This window comes from Pseudalkalibacillus hwajinpoensis, from assembly GCF_039851965.1.
GTDB lineage: Bacteria > Bacillota > Bacilli > Bacillales > Guptibacillaceae > Guptibacillus > Guptibacillus hwajinpoensis_E.
Map to the genome: position 1 here is coordinate 805,311 of NZ_CP156674.1, position 19,918 is coordinate 825,228.

27 protein-coding genes and 1 pseudogene are annotated in these 19,918 nt (G+C 39.8%); 6 read left to right on the forward strand and 22 right to left on the reverse strand.

The genetic code is table 11. The features are described from left to right. Nucleotides 1-263 precede the first annotated feature (263 nt). The 20 genes from ABFG93_RS04090 to ABFG93_RS04185 form a co-directional block, all read right to left on the reverse strand. Nucleotides 264-404 carry a hypothetical protein gene (locus tag ABFG93_RS04090; RefSeq protein ID WP_347550865.1) on the reverse strand — a complete coding sequence of 47 codons (141 nt, stop codon included), beginning with the start codon at nt 402-404 and terminating at the stop codon, nt 264-266. 132 nt (nt 405-536) lie between these two features. Then, the gene (locus tag ABFG93_RS04095) at nt 537-2,456 is read right to left on the reverse strand and encodes a PAS domain S-box protein (protein ID WP_347550867.1); all 1,920 of its coding nucleotides are present in this window, start codon (nt 2,454-2,456) and stop codon (nt 537-539) included. 67 nt (nt 2,457-2,523) lie between these two features. Then, a complete protein-coding gene (locus tag ABFG93_RS04100) occupies nt 2,524-2,763 on the reverse strand; it encodes a hypothetical protein (protein ID WP_347550869.1) in 240 nt (79 codons plus the stop codon). 54 nt (nt 2,764-2,817) lie between these two features. Beyond that, the gene (locus ABFG93_RS04105; protein ID WP_347550870.1) at nt 2,818-2,973 is read right to left on the reverse strand and encodes an aspartyl-phosphate phosphatase Spo0E family protein; all 156 of its coding nucleotides are present in this window, start codon (nt 2,971-2,973) and stop codon (nt 2,818-2,820) included. A gap of 232 nt (nt 2,974-3,205) precedes the next feature. Beyond that, nucleotides 3,206-3,685, reverse strand: coding sequence for a GNAT family N-acetyltransferase (locus ABFG93_RS04110; RefSeq protein ID WP_347550872.1), 480 nt, complete (start codon nt 3,683-3,685; stop codon nt 3,206-3,208). A gap of 99 nt (nt 3,686-3,784) precedes the next feature. After that, entirely contained in the window at nt 3,785-3,955 is a 171-nt protein-coding gene (locus ABFG93_RS04115) for an H-type small acid-soluble spore protein (protein ID WP_347552753.1), read from the reverse strand. Between the two features lie 98 nt (nt 3,956-4,053). Continuing rightward, entirely contained in the window at nt 4,054-4,689 is a 636-nt protein-coding gene (locus ABFG93_RS04120) for an HD domain-containing protein (RefSeq protein WP_347550874.1), read from the reverse strand. A 56-nt stretch (nt 4,690-4,745) separates the two neighbouring features. Next, the gene (locus tag ABFG93_RS04125; RefSeq protein WP_347550876.1) at nt 4,746-5,471 is read right to left on the reverse strand and encodes a peptidylprolyl isomerase; all 726 of its coding nucleotides are present in this window, start codon (nt 5,469-5,471) and stop codon (nt 4,746-4,748) included. A 159-nt stretch (nt 5,472-5,630) separates the two neighbouring features. Continuing rightward, the gene (locus tag ABFG93_RS04130; RefSeq protein ID WP_347550878.1) at nt 5,631-6,308 is read right to left on the reverse strand and encodes an amino acid ABC transporter permease; all 678 of its coding nucleotides are present in this window, start codon (nt 6,306-6,308) and stop codon (nt 5,631-5,633) included. A gap of 16 nt (nt 6,309-6,324) precedes the next feature. Beyond that, nucleotides 6,325-7,182, reverse strand: a complete 858-nt coding sequence (locus tag ABFG93_RS04135) for a transporter substrate-binding domain-containing protein (protein ID WP_347550880.1) — start codon at nt 7,180-7,182, stop codon at nt 6,325-6,327. 144 nt (nt 7,183-7,326) lie between these two features. Further along, a complete protein-coding gene (locus tag ABFG93_RS04140; protein WP_347550882.1) occupies nt 7,327-7,581 on the reverse strand; it encodes a hypothetical protein in 255 nt (84 codons plus the stop codon). Nucleotides 7,582-7,649: 68 nt separating this feature from the next. Further along, a complete protein-coding gene (locus ABFG93_RS04145; RefSeq protein WP_347550883.1) occupies nt 7,650-9,488 on the reverse strand; it encodes an LTA synthase family protein in 1,839 nt (612 codons plus the stop codon). 195 nt (nt 9,489-9,683) lie between these two features. Continuing rightward, on the reverse strand, nt 9,684-9,956 hold the full coding sequence (locus ABFG93_RS04150; RefSeq protein ID WP_347550885.1) for a hypothetical protein: 273 nt from the start codon (nt 9,954-9,956) through the stop codon (nt 9,684-9,686). Between the two features lie 124 nt (nt 9,957-10,080). Beyond that, complete coding sequence (gene fdhD, locus ABFG93_RS04155; RefSeq protein ID WP_347550886.1) at nt 10,081-10,878, reverse strand: formate dehydrogenase accessory sulfurtransferase FdhD; 798 nt, start codon at nt 10,876-10,878, stop codon at nt 10,081-10,083. Nucleotides 10,879-10,880: 2 nt separating this feature from the next. Further along, nucleotides 10,881-11,900, reverse strand: a complete 1,020-nt coding sequence (gene moaA, locus ABFG93_RS04160) for a GTP 3',8-cyclase MoaA (protein ID WP_347550888.1) — start codon at nt 11,898-11,900, stop codon at nt 10,881-10,883. Nucleotides 11,901-12,168: 268 nt separating this feature from the next. After that, nucleotides 12,169-12,651, reverse strand: coding sequence for a ribonuclease H-like YkuK family protein (locus tag ABFG93_RS04165; RefSeq protein WP_347550890.1), 483 nt, complete (start codon nt 12,649-12,651; stop codon nt 12,169-12,171). 85 nt (nt 12,652-12,736) lie between these two features. Next, nucleotides 12,737-12,901 (reverse strand): DUF2188 domain-containing protein, encoded by a 165-nt coding sequence (locus tag ABFG93_RS04170; RefSeq protein WP_347550891.1) that lies wholly within the window; start codon nt 12,899-12,901, stop codon nt 12,737-12,739. Nucleotides 12,902-12,973: 72 nt separating this feature from the next. Next, complete coding sequence (locus ABFG93_RS04175) at nt 12,974-13,237, reverse strand: hypothetical protein (protein WP_347550893.1); 264 nt, start codon at nt 13,235-13,237, stop codon at nt 12,974-12,976. 87 nt (nt 13,238-13,324) lie between these two features. Continuing rightward, nucleotides 13,325-13,993, reverse strand: a complete 669-nt coding sequence (locus ABFG93_RS04180) for a DUF4397 domain-containing protein (RefSeq protein ID WP_347550895.1) — start codon at nt 13,991-13,993, stop codon at nt 13,325-13,327. A 299-nt stretch (nt 13,994-14,292) separates the two neighbouring features. After that, nucleotides 14,293-14,556 carry a DUF1871 family protein gene (locus ABFG93_RS04185; protein ID WP_347550897.1) on the reverse strand — a complete coding sequence of 88 codons (264 nt, stop codon included), beginning with the start codon at nt 14,554-14,556 and terminating at the stop codon, nt 14,293-14,295. Nucleotides 14,557-14,665: 109 nt separating this feature from the next. Here ABFG93_RS04185 and ABFG93_RS04190 point away from each other — a divergent pair, with 109 nt between their 5' ends. From ABFG93_RS04190 to ABFG93_RS04215, 6 genes are all read left to right on the forward strand, one after another. Continuing rightward, nucleotides 14,666-14,887 (forward strand): spore germination protein, encoded by a 222-nt coding sequence (locus ABFG93_RS04190; RefSeq protein WP_347550899.1) that lies wholly within the window; start codon nt 14,666-14,668, stop codon nt 14,885-14,887. 70 nt (nt 14,888-14,957) lie between these two features. Further along, complete coding sequence (gene gerPC / locus ABFG93_RS04195) at nt 14,958-15,566, forward strand: spore germination protein GerPC (RefSeq protein ID WP_347550901.1); 609 nt, start codon at nt 14,958-14,960, stop codon at nt 15,564-15,566. Beyond that, nucleotides 15,563-15,742 carry a spore gernimation protein GerPD gene (locus ABFG93_RS04200; protein ID WP_347550902.1) on the forward strand — a complete coding sequence of 60 codons (180 nt, stop codon included), beginning with the start codon at nt 15,563-15,565 and terminating at the stop codon, nt 15,740-15,742. The genes gerPC and ABFG93_RS04200 overlap by 4 nt, the downstream gene beginning before the upstream one ends. An 11-nt stretch (nt 15,743-15,753) precedes the next feature. Then, the gene (locus ABFG93_RS04205) at nt 15,754-16,143 is read left to right on the forward strand and encodes a spore germination protein GerPE (RefSeq protein WP_347550904.1); all 390 of its coding nucleotides are present in this window, start codon (nt 15,754-15,756) and stop codon (nt 16,141-16,143) included. Nucleotides 16,144-16,209: 66 nt separating this feature from the next. Beyond that, nucleotides 16,210-16,425 carry a spore germination protein gene (locus ABFG93_RS04210; protein ID WP_347550906.1) on the forward strand — a complete coding sequence of 72 codons (216 nt, stop codon included), beginning with the start codon at nt 16,210-16,212 and terminating at the stop codon, nt 16,423-16,425. A gap of 14 nt (nt 16,426-16,439) precedes the next feature. Next, the gene (locus tag ABFG93_RS04215) at nt 16,440-16,652 is read left to right on the forward strand and encodes a spore germination protein GerPB (RefSeq protein ID WP_347550908.1); all 213 of its coding nucleotides are present in this window, start codon (nt 16,440-16,442) and stop codon (nt 16,650-16,652) included. Nucleotides 16,653-16,769: 117 nt separating this feature from the next. Here ABFG93_RS04215 and ABFG93_RS04220 read toward each other — a convergent pair. Continuing rightward, nucleotides 16,770-16,996 (reverse strand): annotated as a pseudogene (locus ABFG93_RS04220) (alcohol dehydrogenase catalytic domain-containing protein); the annotation flags it as partial. Between the two features lie 98 nt (nt 16,997-17,094). Then, on the reverse strand, nt 17,095-19,812 hold the full coding sequence (locus tag ABFG93_RS04225; RefSeq protein WP_347550910.1) for a PBP1A family penicillin-binding protein: 2,718 nt from the start codon (nt 19,810-19,812) through the stop codon (nt 17,095-17,097). Between the last annotated feature and the right edge of the window lie 106 nt (nt 19,813-19,918).

Below are 19,918 nucleotides of genomic sequence, written 5' to 3' on the forward strand. Positions count from 1 at the left end.
ACGTTTGACTGGTCATCACTAATAAATTTACATCGGTTACCAAAATCAGATGCAGTTGTTATGGTAGTCACAGTTGTTACTGTTCTCTGATCTCTTTACTCATAACCTCGTAATCGGTGTTCTGTCCAGGATCATCTTAAGTGCCCTTTTCTTTTCGGCTAAAATAATCAATACCAGAGGAGCATATAAAGAGGAACTTCACTCACAATGATGAAGTTCCTCTTTATATGCTCCTTACTACAGTTCAACTGTATGCACAGGCATTAGATAAATAAAGATAATAAATAGATAAAGGCTCCAATAGTGGCAACAGAATAATTAAAAAGGCGATTGTTTTCAGACCAATTCGTTTCAGCGTTGAATTTATCAAAGGCAAGCATACGGTAATTCGTCTCGCTTCTCATCCTCAACACGTCCTTTATTCGATTATTCTTACACAACCTTGCGTATATCGTAAGCGCTTTCTTATTTCTTGTAAAGCATAATTACGATCCATGTCCAATAAAAAAAGCGCTTCATCAGCGCTTTCCATCACTTTACTCGATCGGGAGCCTGATCGTTACGACAGTTCCTTCCTCTTCCCGACTGTCAATCAAAAATTCCCCCTTATGGTTTTGAACAATACGGCGACAAATCATTAATCCGAGTCCATTTCCTTTTTCCTTGGTTGTATAAAAGGGCTCACCTAGATGAGCAAGTTCATGTTCAGGTATACCCGATCCATTATCACGAATTTCGATCATCAACTCTCCATGACGTATGTAGACTGAGAGGACCACTTCCCCACCTTCAGGCATCGCTTCAATTGCATTCTTGATCACATTAATTAACACCTGTTTTATTTGATTTTCACTACATGAAATTTCAGGTAGATTATCTATCACTCTCGTATAAATTTGAACATTATTTAAAATGGCCTGTGTTTCGATCAAGGTTAGCACGTTCGTTATTAAATAGTGAATGTTCGTTTGTTCGAAATTCACTGCCTGAGGTCTTGCCAGAACCATAAACTCATTGACAATCATATTGATTCGATCCAATTCCGCCAACATGATTTTAATAAATTCCTGATCACTATCACACGTATGCCTTGATTTCAAGATCTGAGTAAACCCTTTTAGAGAAGTTAATGGATTTCTAATTTCATGAGCTACTCCTGCAGCAAGTTCCCCAATCACTGATAACTTATCAGATGTTCGCAAGAGTTCTTCAGCACGCTTTCGATCAGTAATATCATTTCTGATATATACATACTGATACGGCACCCCTTTGTCATCTAAAAAAGGTACGACTGTCGTATCTACCCAGAACGTATCGCCCTGTTTTGTAAAGTTATTAATCTCACCCTTCCAGACCGATCCAGAACGAATGACACTCCACATTTCATCAAAAAAAGATGGTGGGTGGTATCCTGAATTAAGAATAATATGGTCCTCTCCAATTAAATCATTTTTTTCATACCCTGTAATTTCACAAAATTTCTCATTCACAGAAGTGATAATACCCTCCATATCCGTTACAGACACAAGGGCACTTTCATCAAGTGCATATTTTAAATCTTTAAGCTGTTTAATGGTCTGCTGTAATTCTTTCTCAGCATGTTTCTTTTCTGTAATATCTCTTGAAACAACAACGATCATCCGCTCTCCATTAATCCCATATGGAATGAGCTTTGCCCGATCTTCAAGCGTAATCCAAGTACAATTGGCGTGTTTTCGTCTATACTCAACTACTGCCGGATAAGAATTATCTGTCCTGTTATACAATAAGTGAGCTGCACGTTGATCCTCTGGATGAACATCTTTTTGTATCGAGCTTCCAGTGTAATATGAAGGGAAATGACCCAATATAGTTCTATGTGAAGGCGAAGCATACGTTACAACATCTCTCTCAACATTAACGAGGGTGATTAGTTCCGAGGTATGCTCTGCTATTAAGCGGTACTTTCCCTCACTTTCGCGTAACGCAAGAACTGTTCCATGTTCCTTTGAAAGATCCCTAACAAGACTATAAATACCTTTTACTTCATCCTCGATGAAGAATGGAATATTGATTAATTCAACTTCAAACTGTTCACCTGAACGATTAACGAAAGTTGTTTGAAGTTGAGTCACATGACCCTCTATCGTAAGACGAAATGATTTTGATACTCGATCTTGTTCTGAAGTAATAATAAATGCTGTATAATGTTGATTTATTATGTTCGATATATGCTCAGTAAGGAAATACTTTTTACCGTATTCGTTTACATCCGTGATAAATCCAGAAAGATTGAGAGAATACATGATGTCAGGAAAATGGGTAAACAGCGATTGGAATTTCTCAAAATCTCTGTGTAATTTAGTTAGTTGGTTTTTTTCAATAAGAATGCTATCTGAGTAATTTACCATTTTCCCCTCCCACTGCATGTTTTTGAAAACTCTGACCGTATTATCATTATCACTTCTCTCTTTCATAAGCTAATTCCTGCTTTTTCATCTACATAAACCTACGGAAAACAACAAAAAAAAAGCCATTAGGAAACTAACGGCTCTCACATTCGTTTAGAGGATCAATTTCTTCTTTCCACAATTCTTCATTCCGAAGTGCATATTGAAGCCAGTCCTCATTTCCATCATAATTCGAATCATTCCATTCACGGAAATGAACAACAGATTGAAAAATTTCTCCTTGGATTGATTCAATAAGCTGATTTCGCTTTGGATGGTCCTCTATCCAATCAAACAACTCTTTCGGCAGAATTGCTTTTAAATCCAGTTCCATATAGGTTTCCTCCTTCACTTAAACAAACAGGAAGAAAATAAGTAGATTGTAGTTTCACAAAACTCGTTCCTTAGAATGATTAGATTGTATTAAGGCATTTAATAATCGATCCAGCTCTTGACTACAGCGAATGGTTCTCTCTGATGCAAACCCATAACGTCCAGCAATATCAAACATTTCTTTTCGTTTTTTTTCTATTGCATCATACATGTCTCATTCCTCCCCATGCCAATACATAACCATTATGCCCAATTATTGAAAGAATCAAAACGTATTCGACTAAACTTCCAATACTATGGCAGAAGTAGCAAAGAATAGACAAGTTTTTCGCTGGATCTTTTCTATTGCCCGTCCTCCTGTGTTTACTTATGTAATACTCTTATTCCCTTTTTCTTCAGGTTTAATCCATTGATTACAGTTCGAAAATACTCCACTAATTAAATCAATTCATTTTTACCATGACATCGAAAGGTATCGGTCTTTCACCTGTATGATTCACAAATGATTGAATGTAACCAAAACCCTCTCGTTCATAAACCTTCCGAGCGCGTTGATTAAATGAAGCAACCGTTAAGCGAAAAGAACTGGCCAGGTGAGCCCGAATAGCATAATCCAATCCCGCTTGAAGAAATGTAAGACCTTTTCCTTTACCAGTTTCAGTCGGGTGCATACCCAATCCAATATCAATATGATTCTCTTCGTATACCCCTTCCTTTATACCTGCTGGTACTTTAGCTGGTTCTCCAAAGCAAAAGTACCCGACTAGATGATTGTCATTCCAAACTGAAACATAAGACCCGCTCATAAGCTCGTCTAATTCTTCGTCATCTCCCGAAAAACAATACAACGAATAAGGTTTCTCATATACCCACTTCTGAATTTCCCTTGCTGCTTCTCTTGTCATTGGATAAATCTGATACATGTACAAATTCCCCCCTAGCTTAGATGAGTCTTCTCTATTGTAATCATCTTACCCCATAACGTAAAAGAAAGAATCAGGAATGAATCCTGACTCTTTTCATTATTGTTCGATTAAATTGTACAGAGAAACATCCTGTTCTTCTTCGGGATGATCGGTTTTATAAATACGAGCCGTTTCTTTTTGCTCATTAACTGCGGTTAACCACACTGGCACACCATTATGAAGCACCTGAATTTCATCCTTCATCGACATGATTTGTTTTGCTCTCATCGCATCCACAATCCATCACATCCTTTCTAGCTTTACTTCTATCAGTTTGTGCTAGATCTCGTTGAATATACACTCTATACCTAGATGTACCCAATGACTTATTTTATCCCATCCCATTCATCCTGGAATTGTTCCAGAAACATTACCATAAATTGATGGCGCTGATTCGCTAGTTCAATTCCTTTTCTAGTGTTCATTAAATTCTTCAGCGTTAACAACTTTTCATAAAAATGGTTGATGGCTGTCGATTGCTCATTGCGATAAGAGGAGACCGTCATTTTGTCACGCGGTTTAATAGAAGGATCATATATTAAATCTCCCTTAGAGCCTGCATAAACGAACGTTCGAGCGACACCAATTGCCCCTAATGCATCCAGACGGTCGGCATCCTGAACAACTTTTGCTTCAAGGGTGGTAACAGGTGGTCTGTTCCCACCTTTGAAGGAGATTGTTGTAATGATTTCCATGATATGTTCCCGATCAGATGGTTCTAGGTCTTTAAGTAGTTCCTTCACTTCTTCTAAACCTTCAGCTTCCGAAGCAACTATTTTATCGTCAGCAAGATCGTGAACAAGTGCGGCAACTTCACACACAAACAGGTTTGCCCCTTCAGCAGTCGCCACTTGCCGTGCGTGCTTTACAACCCGCTCAATATGATGCCAGTCGTGCCCGCTTCCTTCCTTTTCCAACTTACTCTTCACGTATGTACTGATTTCCTCGATCTTTCTGTCCATTATCACTGTCCCCCTTTATCTGTAAGCCGAATAGAAAAAAGGCCAGCAGTGCTGACCTACAGTAACGTTTCGATATCGGCTTCTTTCTTCAACTCATCCTTAATTTCCTGTACTTTTTTTTGCGTTTTCGTTTCGACAAGATAATCTTTAATGCGATCTTTCATTTCATCGTATGAGGGCGGGTTTTCTGCATCCTTCGTAAACTGTTCTTCGTAGAATGCTTTCATTTCTTCTTCCGTTACATCCGGTGTACCAACTTTCTCGTTGACATACTTATCAACCACAACAATATCCTCATACTGGCTCTCCAGCTGCTCCAGAGTCAGACCCTGTGCTTTAAGGGCTTCCTGTAATTGATCTTCCCCGTCAAACTGGGCTTTTATTTGTTCGAGCTCGGTTTCAACTTCTTTTTCTGAAGCTGAGAACCCTTCCTCTTTTGCTTTTTGAAGTAATAGCTCCTGGCCTATTAAATTGTCCATCACTTCTTTTTCAATCGAACTCGCAACTTCCGAATCTGAAGGATCTTCTCCACTCATCGTATAGCGAAGCTGGGTTTGAACCAGCATTGAATTATAATCTTTCCCTTTAATTTCTGTTTCATTTACAGTAGCGACAACCTTATCTTCTTCTACTTTCATTGCTTCCAGTTCTTCTTGCGTTTGATCGGCGGAAGCAGATTCCTCTGATATAGCTTCTTCGTTATTGTTCTCAGCATTACTGTTGGAACAAGCAGCAAGAAGAAGAACAGCAACCAGCATTAATAAGCTAACCATTTTTTTCATGCAGATGATGAACTCCTTTCTTATAACAATTCGTCTTTGTTGATCGTATCATAAATTATATCATTCATTAAAATCACTATGAAGATTATGGGATTATTTCGTTTTTTTATACAAACATCAAAACCGATAACGCAAAAAAACCCCTGATCTGATCAGGGATTAATGAAAGTAATAATATCGTTTTTCAAGACGTTCCTGGAAGAAGGATACACACACGCACACAGCCCAGTAAATAAAAGCGACTAGAATGTACATGGTCATAAAATCGAATTCACGCCCACCTACAATTTTCGCATGGTGAAGCAGTTCTGGAACGGTTATGACTGCTGCAAGTGAAGATGCTTTGATTAAATCCAGCATCACATTGGAAAGAGGCGGGATCGCAATACGCGTTGCCTGCGGTAGGACCACCTCTCTCATCGTCAACCAATACGACATGCCTAGCGCAGTAGATGCCTCCCACTGTCCCTTCTCAACCGAAGAAAGGGCAGAGCGCTGAATCTCAGCAATGTAAGCTGCGCTATTTAAGCTAAACCCAATTAATGCTGAAGTCAGTGCTGAGAATTCGATGCCTACAACAGGTAGTCCAAAATAAAGGATATACAGAAACACAAGGATCGGCGTACCTCTCATAAATGAAATATAGATTCGTGCAGGCCAGCGTAATGCCTTCCATTTAGACATTCTACCGAGAGCAAGAAACAGTCCCATGAATAGACCGATAATCATGCCAACAAACGAGATGAGAAGTGTCAGACCGAGTCCCTGAATGACATACGGGAATGACTTTAACGCAAGTCCTGCATCAAATAGATATTCCCACTGAATTTCATCCACTCGTTACAACTCCCGCCTATTCTTCAATATCAATATCAGGTTTTACAGAGACGTCCGCTCCATTAAAGAACTGCTCGGATAGATCTTTGAGTGTTCCGTCTTCTTTCATTTCTTTCAATGTTGCATTCACTTTCTCCTCAAGCTCACCACTATCCTTCTTTATTACGATTGCCTGATCATTTGGATAGTACTTAATGTCCGGGTGAATCGTAATATTCAAGTCTGGAAATGCCGCAAGTGCAAGTGTTTGGAGGTAGTAATCGTTTAAGATAATATCCGTACGCCCTACAGACACATCACGTAGGTATTGTTCATTCGTTGCATTATCATAAATTTTTTCTTCAGCTCCGTTTTCACGGGCTACTTCCATATAAATGGTCGTAGAAGCACCAGCAGCGATTTTTCCTTCCAAGTCATCAAGTGACTCAATTCCAGAAAGATCATCTTTTCTTACGATCGCAGTACCATATGAATACTTAACAGGTTCAGAGAACGCAAACTTCTTCTGTCTTTCCTCTGTAATAGTAATGTCATTTGCTGCAAGATCAACTTTTCCAGAGTTGATGCTCGACAGCATGCCATCAAAGCCCATTTCTTCAAATTCGACCTCAAGGTCAAGTCTGTTTGCCATTTCCCGTACAACCTCTACTTCATAACCGGTAACTTTGTCTGATCCTTCTTCGTAATACGAAGTTGGATAGAGTGTTCCTGAAGTTGCGACAACGAGCTTCCCTTCTTTCTGGATTTGCTCCCATTTCGATGCTTCTTTATCTGCAGCCTCATTCGATTCGTTTCCCCCGTTCGAACAAGCCGATATCACAAAAACAACCAGCCCCATTAAAAATACAGGAGCCAGCTTTACGAAATTAGTCATTCATTCCACTCCCCTTTAATCTAGTAAACAGTAAAAACATATCACTATATAGCAGGCTTTTGCAACCGTTATAACACACATACGAAAAACACAAACTATTCCTATTATTCACATTAAAATAGCTCATATAAAAAGCACTCCCTTTTAGGAGTGCTTTATCTGTTCATCAATTTTTTCATGAAGGTAAGCTGTTGCCTGATCAAGGTGCTTAATCGCTTCACCCGGGAATGCATCAATCTCTTTTGCCCTCTTTACATGGCCATATAATACAAGATCCTGGGAATTCATTACGATATCAAGAACTTCTCTCCCTACATCTTCCTTTTTCTGATCCATATGAATCGCCGTTTTATATTCTCGCACAACTTCTGTTAAAATTTGAAGCCTTTTTAAGTCCATCTCGCTCATTCCTTTTCTCAAAAGTCCGTTTAATCGTACCATGATTTATCAGAAAAAGAACACTCAAGCTACTCGACAAAACGGAGAAGGTCTCCATAAATAACTTTGTCTGAATAGTCAAGTTCATCCTGGACCTGTCCAAAATAGCGACCGCATTTATTCCGATTTGTTTTCTTACCAGTTTCCTTATTATAACAGGTGTTTTCAGTATAAATTAAATTATTGGTTACAAAACTGCCATCTCTAAAAATAACAAGCTCCTGTCGTTTCGTTGAAAGAAGACTGGTTCCGAAGTTTAGGCTTGGGTTCTCTTCAACTCCTAGTAACTCTAGAATAGTCGGCTTAAGGTCTACTTGTCCACCAACCGTATCAAACTCTTTTCCTTCCTGTCCGGGTATGTGAATGATAAGGGGGACCTTTTGTAGCATAACATGTTCGACCGCTCCGATTTCTTCTCCAAAATACTCCCCAAGTGCTGTATTATACGTTTCTGATAAGCCATAATGATCACCATAGAGCACAAAGATGGAATCCTCATAGAGCCCAGCCGACTTCAAATCTTCAAAAAATCGTTTAATCGCTTCATCTTCATAACGCACCGTTGCGAAATAGCGATTCACCACTTCTTCCTCCGTTTCAGGAAGGGGCATCATCGTGTCTTCTTCCTCTAATAGGTAAGGGAAGTGGTTCGTAAGTGTGAGGAATTTTGCTGAAAATGGCTGCTTCAGTTCTTTAAGATATGGTATCGACTGCTCAAAAAATGGGATATCTTTCAGTCCATAGTTAATGGAGTTTTCTTCACTCACATCATAATCCTTTTTGGAATAAAAGCGATCATAACCTAGCGTTTCATACATCTCGGCACGATTCCAGAATTCACGATCATTTCCGTGGAATGAAGTTGTCGTGTAGTCCTCAGCTTTTAATGCTTCAGGTAAAGAAAAGAATTCATTTTCTGGCTTTCTCACAAAAACCGATCCACCTGATAAAGGATAAAGACTATTATCAATCATAAACTCAGCATCAGATGTTTTCCCCTGTGCTGTTTGATGATAAAAGTTTGGGAAATAGAAGCTGTCCTCTTTTAGATCATTGAGAAAGGGCATTGCTGGTTTCCCGTCAATGCTTTCGTTTAGCATAAAGGCTTGAGTAGATTCAAGAGATATAATGATAACATTTTTACCTTCAGCCACGCCTTCATACGAGGAAGCTTCAACCTTCTTCTTCTCTACGAATTTTTGAATGTCTGATATATCCGTATCATCTGCGAACACGCTCGTGATGGATGTAAAGGAATTAAACCCAATATCATAAATGTGATACGTATAGGCACCCAGTGATTTGACAAAAAGCTCTCTATCATAAGATTTTTCGAATAGCATTGGACTCATTGCAAGCGCAATAGCTGCAGTTGCCACAAAGACCCCAACTGCTCCAATTGATATCTTTTTCTTTCGTACCGGCGATAATGAGACTGGTTTCAATTTCCACCTCTTCATCAACCAAAATAGTACCAAAGAATCCAGGACCAGTAGTGGATCGTATACATTTAACAACTCGACCGTACTTTGGCTCAACCCACCAACATTTCCAAACTGAAATAAAACCGGAACTGTAATAAAGTCTATGTAGAACCGATAATAAAGGACGTCACCGTATAAAAGAATAGACAACAAAAAATAAACTGTTAGCATCAGGCCTGGTTTTGACTTCTTCCGAAAAAGACCTATCCCTAACAGCAGTAAAATTGAACCAATTGAATTAATAATTAAGAGTGTTTCTTCTCCAGCACCTCGAATCGTCAATGAAAACACAAAACGATACACAAGATACGTTTTCAAACACAGCATTCCTACTAATAGGAAATAATAGCGCCAGACTGAAGCACCTTCCCTCTCTAAACCCATGTGTCTCCCACCCCTTACATCTTCCTAACTAAAACGTTATTTATTCTTCTCTCTTTACCACTAAATGAGGTAGGTCAAACGAACGACGTTTCAATCGTTTTAGCCAACCCCCATTACCATGTTAGGCCATTGAAGAAACTCTCTAATGAAAGCATCACCTAATAGAGACGAATAAACGTGCAATAAAGTTTCATTTTAGTATGAAAAAACAAGAGCTATGACACCAAAGGCGATTAGAAAAAGGCCGATCGTTACACATGTAACAGTCACAATCCACCAAGGTATGGCATCCAGCGCCTTTGCTTCAATAAAGAAAAAAATACTTTCTTCCTTATCAACCGCTTCTGAAGCTTTCGCATGATCGACCGATTCCGATTTTATCGCTTCTAAACGGTGAAACAAATATCGTGGACTTGCGACAATTACCACACCAGCCGCCCAGAAAAGTAATGCAATTGTCCACCCCATTATCCTCCCGCCCTTCCATAAAGCCTGTATGTTCAGTAGTATGAACGACTTCTTGTAAGAACATACGAAATTAAAAACGCAATGAGAAAATAAAAACACCTCCGAAATCGGAGGTGTTAATGCCTTAAAGAATAATTCGTTCTGACTTCGTATAAATATTAAAACTTCCTCTTCGAATAAATCCTACCGTTGTAATCTCAAGATCTTCTGCTAATTGAAGGGCAAGATCGGTCGGAGCAGACTTCGACAGAAGAATACCAATCCCCATTTTCGAAAGCTTCAGCACTACCTCTGAGGAAATTCGTCCACTAAAAGCAACGCTCAAAACCGAAGGGTGAATGTGATTCTTTAACGCATATCCGTATAATTTATCGAGAGCGTTATGCCTTCCAATATCTGTTCTAGAAGCGATCATTTCGCCATTTCTAAAAATAGCCGCATTATGAACGCCTCCTGTCGATTTGAATGTGGTCGATTGCTCCTGTAGCGCCATCATATTAGATAAACATTCGGCAGCGGTTAGCGTTGGTGCATTCATAATTGTCCTCGCCGTTCGTGAATCACTTTCTAAATAAAAGTGCCTGCTTTTTCCACAGCACGAGCTAATAACACGCCGTGTATACGTTTCAGAGGTCAGTGACATGTTGATTGATGCTTTGACATTCACTATTCCCTGATTCTTATTGAAAAGCATTTCCTCTATATCACGATAAGAACGGATGACGCCTTCTGAAGCAAGAAAACCGATTACCATATCTTCTAAGTGATCCGGGGTACATACAACCGTCGCAAACTCTATTTGGTTAATGCGAATCGTCAGCGGTTTTTCAAGCGCAATGACATCTTCTTTCTCACTAAACTGGCCTTCCTGATAGCTAATCACCGTTCGTTCTGTAGTATGACGTTTCAATTCTTTCTCCATCGTTAACCACCAATGAACGACATTTCAATTTTTTCACGGTTAGCCACAGTCTCTTCAGTACGTTCATCCGAATAGCGGTCATGACGACCATTCCAGAGATCTGTCAGCATCTTTTGTAGCTCTTGATCCGTTGCACCATTACGCATTGGATTACGCAGGCTTGTTCCACGTGAAGCAAATAGGCATGTATATAAAGCCCCATCTGCGGAAAGTCTCGCTCTCGTGCAGCTTGAGCAAAACGAATCGCTGACAGATGAAATGACTCCAATTTCTCCACCACCATCACGGAACTGGTAGCGACTGGCTACTTCTCCATAGTAAGCAGGATCAACGGAGTCAAGTGGGTAAATTTCAGAAATACGGTCAATAATGTCGCGTTTGCTCATTACATGATCAAATTTCCACCCATTCGAATTCCCAACATCCATGTATTCAATAAACCTGACAATGTGTCCACTATGACGGAAGTACTTAGCCATCGGAATAACTTCATGATCGTTTATTCCATTTTGAACGACCATATTGATTTTTACATCAAGTCCAGCATCCGAAGCGGCTTGAATTCCGTCTAAGACAGGCTTGATTTTCGTTCCTCTCCCATTCATCTTTCCAAACGTGTCATCATGAATGGCATCAAGACTTACGTTCACTCTTGTTAATCCAGCATTTTTTAGTTTAACCGCATGCTTTTTTAACAGCGATGCATTCGTTGTAAGCGCTATATCCTCAAGGCCATCTATTTTTGAAAGCATACCAACAAGAACATCGAGATCTCTTCTAAGTAGTGGTTCGCCGCCTGTTAGGCGAATCTTCTCCACACCCAAATTGACAAAGAGACGTGCAAGGCGTGTTATTTCCTCAAATTGAAGGAGACTTGTTTTCGGAAGGAACTCGTAATCAGGACCGAACGTTTCTTCAGGCATGCAATAACGGCAGCGAAAATTACACCGATCTGTCACAGAAATACGTAAGTCCCGGAGCGGTCGGTTAAGTTGATCATATACTAGAGGTTTAGTAGACATTAGCCCCACTCCTTTCAAAGACAACTAGTAAAGCTAATGTTAACGGTTATGCTCACATTTTTCCAGTATTAAGTTAGCTGCATCCCATTAAAAAAAGAGCACTGCGTAATACTGCGCTCTCAATCATTTATTCCGTCATTCCATGCATTTCCTGTGCATTCTGGGTAACCTCTTGAGGGACTATCACTTCATCTACGCCATTAAAGTTCTCTGTTCTCTAAAGGCGAAGTAGGTTTCATAAAAAACTAAACTTGTACTTCCATCCAGTTTAGCTAATTGATTTTGTATAACGATCGGCTACGCTGCTTGCCCCATAAGAGTCCGGCTTGATTCGCGCAATATAACCGACCGAGGTAACCCAGCCCACGACTTCTTGAATAATTTTACGCGTTTCTCCCTGCTTGCCAACATCAAGATGAATTTCGATCGGCCATTCTTCAAGCAGACTTGAGAATCCCTCATCTTTTAGCGACTCCATTAGCTCAAGACTCATTTCTGTCTCCTTATAAATACGATGCCTGAGCTCATGGATCGGTTTATGTTTCACTTTTCTATAAAAAATTCTTGCACCTTTTCCAACACGGTGAATAATCAACGCTGTAACAAACTGCGTCGTTTTTCGACTTGTTTGCGAATCAGTACCAATAACGATGCGGTACGTTGCCTTAGGATCTTCCTTTGTGTAGGTCTCAATAAGCCGAGTTACCTGATCGACCGTTACTTTTCCAGCTGTTGGACTAATGAATTCCATTCCTGTTCCCTTCTTTCATCAGGATAGTGGTTAGTACTATACTTATTCAAAAGCTAGAAAATATGTACGATCTAGTAGGAATTACTCAGCTATTATAAACGCTCTTATCTTCAATCTCCCCATCTAACTGGTGCACAATCAACTCTGATGGTCGATTGTTATCACAAATCACTCTACCAAATTGATAGGCTTCTTCTTTCTTATCAAATGATTTCGTCGCATGATCTGCCCCTCCTTCTTTACTTCCCATTTTTCACTTTTACCGCTTTGAACATGATAAATCGTTTTCATAAAAATCCCTCCTATCTGATCCATTCCTTCCTTAAATGAGAGATAAACCAGGACCTGCACCTCCAGAGAAATGAAGGACGACAGCAGGATTTTTTTGTATAAATGTGCTTATTGTTTTATAGCCTTCTTTCTCTTTTTGATGAAAGGTACGTTCAGTGATTGGCCTTCTAGCTGACCACTCAATTGACTGTGGGTTTTGCCATGAATCGTGTGTAATTAATTCCTGTTTAAAGTAATAGCAATTCCCACTTGGATAACGTTCACAAATGTATCGAACAGTATGTTTTGTATGCATTTATTTATCTCCTTTATCGAAATGATTACAGTATTGCCCTTCTTAAATAAAAACATCCGCAGCCACTTGCTGCGGATTCATGTTTGTTTATTTACCATCTTTGAGTAGAATCACATTTAATGCTGGATCACCTTCAAGGAAACCAATAGCAAATGCAGTGTAATTGACGCCACCCTCTACCGGTAAATTAGGTAGATCGAGAACGCTCTCCTCACTACCAGTTGGTCTTACTTCAAGGTTATAAGAACCTGGAGCAACCTCCTGATAATCTGAACTTTGAGTAAACGCCAAATTTTTAATTAACGCATCCCCATCTTTAACTGCAATATCAACTGGTGGGGCATCAGGTGAAGCGTGCACTGCCCTGATATTGGCATTATCACCTGATCCTTTTTGATCTTCTAAAGCAAGTAATGAAAGGTTCGCAAGCTTTCCAATCGCTGCCACCGTGTAATCTTTACCAGCTGCAACAGTTAATTTCTGCTCCAAAACAGGTTTCCCTTTTCCGTTCGCTGAAGATGGAAAAACCTGCACCTTTTTCTCACCAGGTGCTAAGCCCTCATAGTCCGTTACATCTTTGAAGGAAGCACCTTTAAAAGCAGGTTTACCATCCACATAAATGTCTACAGAAGGCGCATCAGGTGAAGCATGCACAACTCTCACGTTAGCAACATTACTTTGTTGTGCTGCGAAAACTTGTGGTGAAGAAGTGACGAAAAGTACAGCAATCATCATTACACTCATGATCCACTTCATTTAATCACTACCTTTCTATTTCAATTTTGACTCCCCTATTTTTCACAAAGTTTCATTTCTTATTCACCAGTGCATCTGTTATTAAAAAAGGCATTGTTCTTCATTATTAAAATGATGCAATTAACTCTTGTTGAACGTTTTCGGTTTGCCATTTCCATGATCTAGTTCCTCCCACTTCTCCTATCCTCCTTACTGTTTTCATTACAAGAATTATTGTGCTCTATAAAGCCAGTAAGAATATAGATATTAAAATGGAAAATTACGCATAAAAAAACAGACCCTGGCGAGGTCTGTTTAGATTAAAGTTCGCATGAAGCATTGTTTTTCATTATAAGAAGCTTCTCAGCCATTTCCTTGCACATTGGTAACGGAATCGTTTCTAAAAAGGAAAAATAATATATTTCTTGGATGCCCTTTGAGAGATGTGTGAGGTCATCAGTTTGATGAACGAGCTGCACAACATCAGCAGCTTCCGTATCGTAATCATCTTCTCCTATAGATAAAGGATCCCATGCTTTTATCGTTGTTACGAGTTGTATATTCAATTTACTCACTTCATTCATTTTTCACACCTACCTTACAACGATATTTTACCATACCTTTAAGACCCGAACATCCGCTATTGTTCCGCATACAGTAATATTAGAAATACCTTAAAAAGGATGTGAAGATATGCCGGCGCTCGTAGGAGCAATCAAGGTGAACACAGTAGGTAGTAGTGGTGTATTTCACGTCGGTGATGTGTTTATTGTTTCGCCGCTTAGTAACATCCGGACATTCGCTGGTGCTGCTTCTTTTAATACCGGTAATGGTCTAAACGTGAGTAGCTCATACAGTGTAACTAGCGTAAATGATAGTGACGTCGCAGACCAAAATGTCATTGCGAACGTCTAACCGGGCAAACACCTATTTTATCCTCCCGCATACACTAAAGCATACATTTTGATACGGGAGTTGATTGTCAATGTATCCACAAGATAACATATACGCCATTCTTCAGCAGATGCAACAGAGCATTGAACAACAAAACCATCGGATCAAAATGCTTGAAAATATGGTTGATGAGTTAAAAACGACTAATGATGAACTCTCTAAAACACCTAAAACGAATATCGAAAAAATTGAATACAAGTTCGACCAACTTAAGATAGAACGCCTTGATGGTACCCTGAATATTGGTCTTACACCAAACGGCGGCGCAGAGATGCTTGACGATTTTACTGTTAATGGAAACAATGGGCTGAACACAAACCACGTCCCACCTGAAGCCATTCAGTCGATTCAACAGAATATTCATTCCTATATGAAAAATGATGCTATTAAGCAGCTGGGAGAACTCGAGAAAACATATAATTATCCCCTTGATGATCCCTATCGACACTTTATTTTAAATGACATTCAAAAACAGTTAGACCAGAGGATTAATTACTACGTTAGTCAGCAAAATTCCCGAACACCTGATGTACCGCTCGAGGAGCTTTCAAGGGAAGTTGTCACTAAACTTAGACGCGATATTGTGAATGGTATGGAAGCATTTCTAAAGAATTTACCAAAAAGGACTGATCCATCATGAATTATACAGTAATTAACAGGGGTTTATCAGTAGGCAATATTACCATAACGGCTGTTGCAAGTTCTTCGGTTCTTCTTGTCGGAGATACGGAAACAATTACATGCTCTTCTATTTTCGATACCCCACCTGAATCCCTCATCATTACCCCAACCTTTGTACCACTCACTACTTCATAGGGGTGGTGTAGGTGTATAGCAGAAGTTCTCTAGTCAATTGGATTGACATCCATTCAGTAGATGGAAGTAGTATGATTCAAATTGGCGATAGTAATCAAGTGACTCCTGAAACTAACGTGTTTGCAGTCCAAAGAGAAAGACCTATTTTTGAGGGAAATGAATTCGAAGATCTATCTAAATTCCCCATTTATTCTCAGCAGATTCCAATCCCGCTCATTACTGAAGCTATTGAGCACATCACCATACACGAAAATCCGATCATTAAAGTGAATAGCATCCAGATTATTGGGGTTGCTGCTTCATCCGTTCTTCATGTTGGTTCAACTAAAACAGTTCGGACAGAAGCTAGAATTAAGAACATTCGACAATTCTTCACTGACCCATATGACAGGAATGAATAACGAGAACGTATTCATTTACTGACACATAGAATACGATATAAAGCTCAGTGCAAAGGATGTTTAATCATGCCCTCAATAGTAGGACCAGTAAAGATTAACAGTGCGGACGGAGTTGTCAATTTCGGGGACAGTTTTAATACAACACCGAAATCCACATCTAAAACATACGCAGGTTCAGGTGCGTTTAATACAGGAGACTTCCATATCGTGAATAACGGATTTAGTGTAACGAACTCTCTTGATCCAGACGTCGCAGATGAAAATATTACAGCAAACAACTAGGGAGCTGAGGATTCGTGAATTTCTTTGTGAATCAAAACATCGTTATTCATCAGCTAAGAGTCGAAGGAATTTCGAATTCTTCCGTTCTTCAAATTGGCAGTGCTGGTATTATCAAGCCACTCTCCAATCTCTATAATACAGGTACCTACACTGAGCCTGCTCCTGAACTAGGACCTCCAGACACTGGAGAAATCACACCATTTGTCCCTCTTGCACCACCAACATGATCTCAGCATAGTAGAAATCAGCCGCCTGCTGGCGGCTGATTTCACTCGAAGGTTAGGACAATCCTTCCATTGATTTTACCTTTCTCTAGACTAGTAAATACCTCATTGATATCTTCTATGTGCAACACCTTCCCCGATCTCTTCAATGATCCCAACACCTTCGTGACCTGGAATTAAAGAAAGCTTCGGTTTACAGGCCAATCTCCATGCGCCGCATGTAAGTCAGTATGACAAACGCCGCATGCCTTAACCCGAACAAGTATTTCTCCATGTCCGATAACAGGCTTGTCTACTTCTTTTACTGACAATGGTTCTTTAAAAGCGTGAACTACAGCTGCTTTCATATAAAAAACCTCCATTAGATGAATGAATTTTCAATTCCTTCTTCATCATAATAGAGGTTTCCTCAATTGACTGTTTGATATGTCACAACCACAATCATCTACTGCTTTTTCTTTTCGCTCTCAGCAGGTTCTTTTGTTGCTTCCGTCTCATTAGCCGAATCATTTACAGTGCCTGAGCCATCATTTGTACTATCTTCTCCCTCAGTGGCACTGCTCTGACTACTCTCTGTTTCTTCATTTTCATTATTGGTTGCGTTGTTACTGCCTTCTTCTTCAGTGGCACCACTACCGTTATCAGACGTTTCACCATTGTTGTCCTGGTTTCCATCATCTGTTGCACCACCATCATTTTCAGAAGCACCTGAACCTTCTTCATTCCCGGCATCACTGTTCCCATTTTGTTCTTCAGCAGGCTGTTCTTCCTCTGTCTGCCCGGTTTCATCAGCAGGGTCTGAGTCCTCACTGCTACCTGATTCTGAATCGCTCTGCTCGGGTTCGGAGTTAGATTCTCCTTCATTCTGATCTACAGGTGGCTCTGTTCCGTTATCCTGATTTTCTTCAGGTTCTTTCGGTTCTTCTGGTTCATCGGTAGATTTCTGTTCTTTAGTAGAAGCGGGCTCGCTTTCTGTTTCATTTTCTTCTACAGGGGCTTTCTTTGGTTCAGGTTCTTTTTTAGGTTTTTTCTTTGATTCCTGATCTTTCTTTGGTTCTGGATCTTTCTTAGGCTCTGTTTCTTTCTCAGGTTTTGGTTTTTCCTTTGGTTTTTCTTCTATTTTCGGTTCAGGTACAATTGCTTTTTTGGGTTCTTCGCCTTTAAAGTATAATTCTTTAATGATATCTGAAGAAGGAGTGGCACTATTTGCTCGTAAACCAGTCTTCTTATCAATCTTCAGTTCTACGACTGATTCTGGCTTTTCAAACGGAGCCGTTTCTTTCCCTTTAGAAACGTTACTCATAATATGTTGGAAGAGTAGTTTGGCAATATCATCGTCTTTTTTATGAATATAAGTTTCCCGAGTGGTTTTGTCATAACCTGTCCAAACCGCTGCGGTGTAGTTCGTCGTGTAACCTGAGAACCAGGCGTCAGATGTACCATCACCTTTAATTTCTTCATCTACACTTGTTGTTCCGGTCTTTCCGGCAACGTCCAGCCCGTTTACGTTTGCTTGCATGCCCGTTCCCTCATCTACGACAGTCCGAAGCATATCTGTAATCATATATGCCGTTCCTTTGCTCATCACACGTTCAGGTTCGGATGCTAGCTCAAGTTCTTTCCCATTAGGATACACTACTTTTTTAACGCTAAACGGCTCATGAAAATCACCGCCTGATCCGAACGCTGCATAAGCACCTGAAAGCTCTAAAGGTGAAATACCTGTTTTAAATCCACCAATAGCATAGGCAGGATATGTTTCATCAATTGAGATACCTAACTTTTCAGCAAAAGCTTGCGCTTCTTCTCCCCCAACTTCCATAAACGCTTTAATAGCAGGAATATTATAAGACCATTGCAAAGCTTCTCGAATGGAAACACTCCCCTGGAACTCATCGTTCCAGTTGCTGAACTCTTTTCCATTCAACTCAAGTTCTTCATCTATGAATTGTTTATTTGTAGACCATTTCTTTTTCTCAATTCCGGGGGCATAATCAAGTATTGGCTTTATGGTTGACCCCGGTGATCGAGTTAATTGTGTCGCATAGTTAAACCCCTTTTGGACATCATCTTTACCAGATTGACGATTGCCGCCTATTGCACGAATCGCTCCTGTTTGAGTATCAATAAGAGAAATCCCTGCTCTAAACTGATCGTCAGGATAAGTAACGGCAGCATCTGTTGTTAGTGCCTCATCAACGATCTTTTGTGCTTGCTGATCTAGTGTCGTGTATATCTTCAGTCCACCAGAGTATAGAGCCTCTTCTGGAATCCCTTCTTTCTTTAAATCGTTAATTACTTGATCAATGAACGCATCATTCGTTGTCGTTGTGCTTGTTTGTTCTACAATCGAATCTTCAATTGAAACAGCTTCAGCTTCTTTGCGTTCCTGCTCAGTAATAAACCCATGCTGTTCCATTAAGCTAAGTACTGTTGCACGTCGATCACTTGCTAGATCTGGATGTTTGTATGGGTCATATCCTGATGGGCGCTGAGGAAGTCCTGCTAGGAGAGCTGCCTCAGCTGTTGTCAATTCATCAAGTGACTTATTGAAATAAGTTTGTGCAGCTGTTGCCACGCCATATGCACCCTGTCCGAAGTAAATTTTATTTAAATACATTTCCAGAATTTCTTCTTTGGAATAGGTTTTCTCTAATTCAACTGCAAGATAAGCTTCTTGAACTTTACGTTTTAACGTTTTCTCAGGTTCGAGCAGCATATTTTTGACAACTTGTTGGGTAATCGTACTAGCGCCCTCAGCTCCAAATCCCTCCTGGATATTTGCTACAATAGCTCCACCAATTCTTTTAATGTCAACGCCATTATGCTCCCAGTATCTTACGTCCTCTACCGCTATAAACGCGTTCACAACATGTTCGGGAATATCCTCAAACGAAACCATTTTCCTATGTTCTTTTCCAATAATATCTCTCATTTTATTTCCTTCCGCATCATAAATGGTTGAAGATTGCGGGAGATTTAATTCCTGTTCATCAAGTTCTGGTGCTCCATTGATATACGCGTATGTTTTATAACCACCAAATGATAATACAAAAATCATTAAGAAGGCAGCTGTTAGTAGTACACTACGTACGACACGCGCCTTTTTTTTCTTTCTAAACCTTTTCTTTTGCTGATGTTCCTTATTTATGTTTTCCCCCATAATGATCCCCCTTAATATCAAATACCATAGTGAAGAATTACCCAAATGTTTCATGTTAAAAACATTTATTAAGAGATTGAAACAATTTCTTAATAACCTTCATATA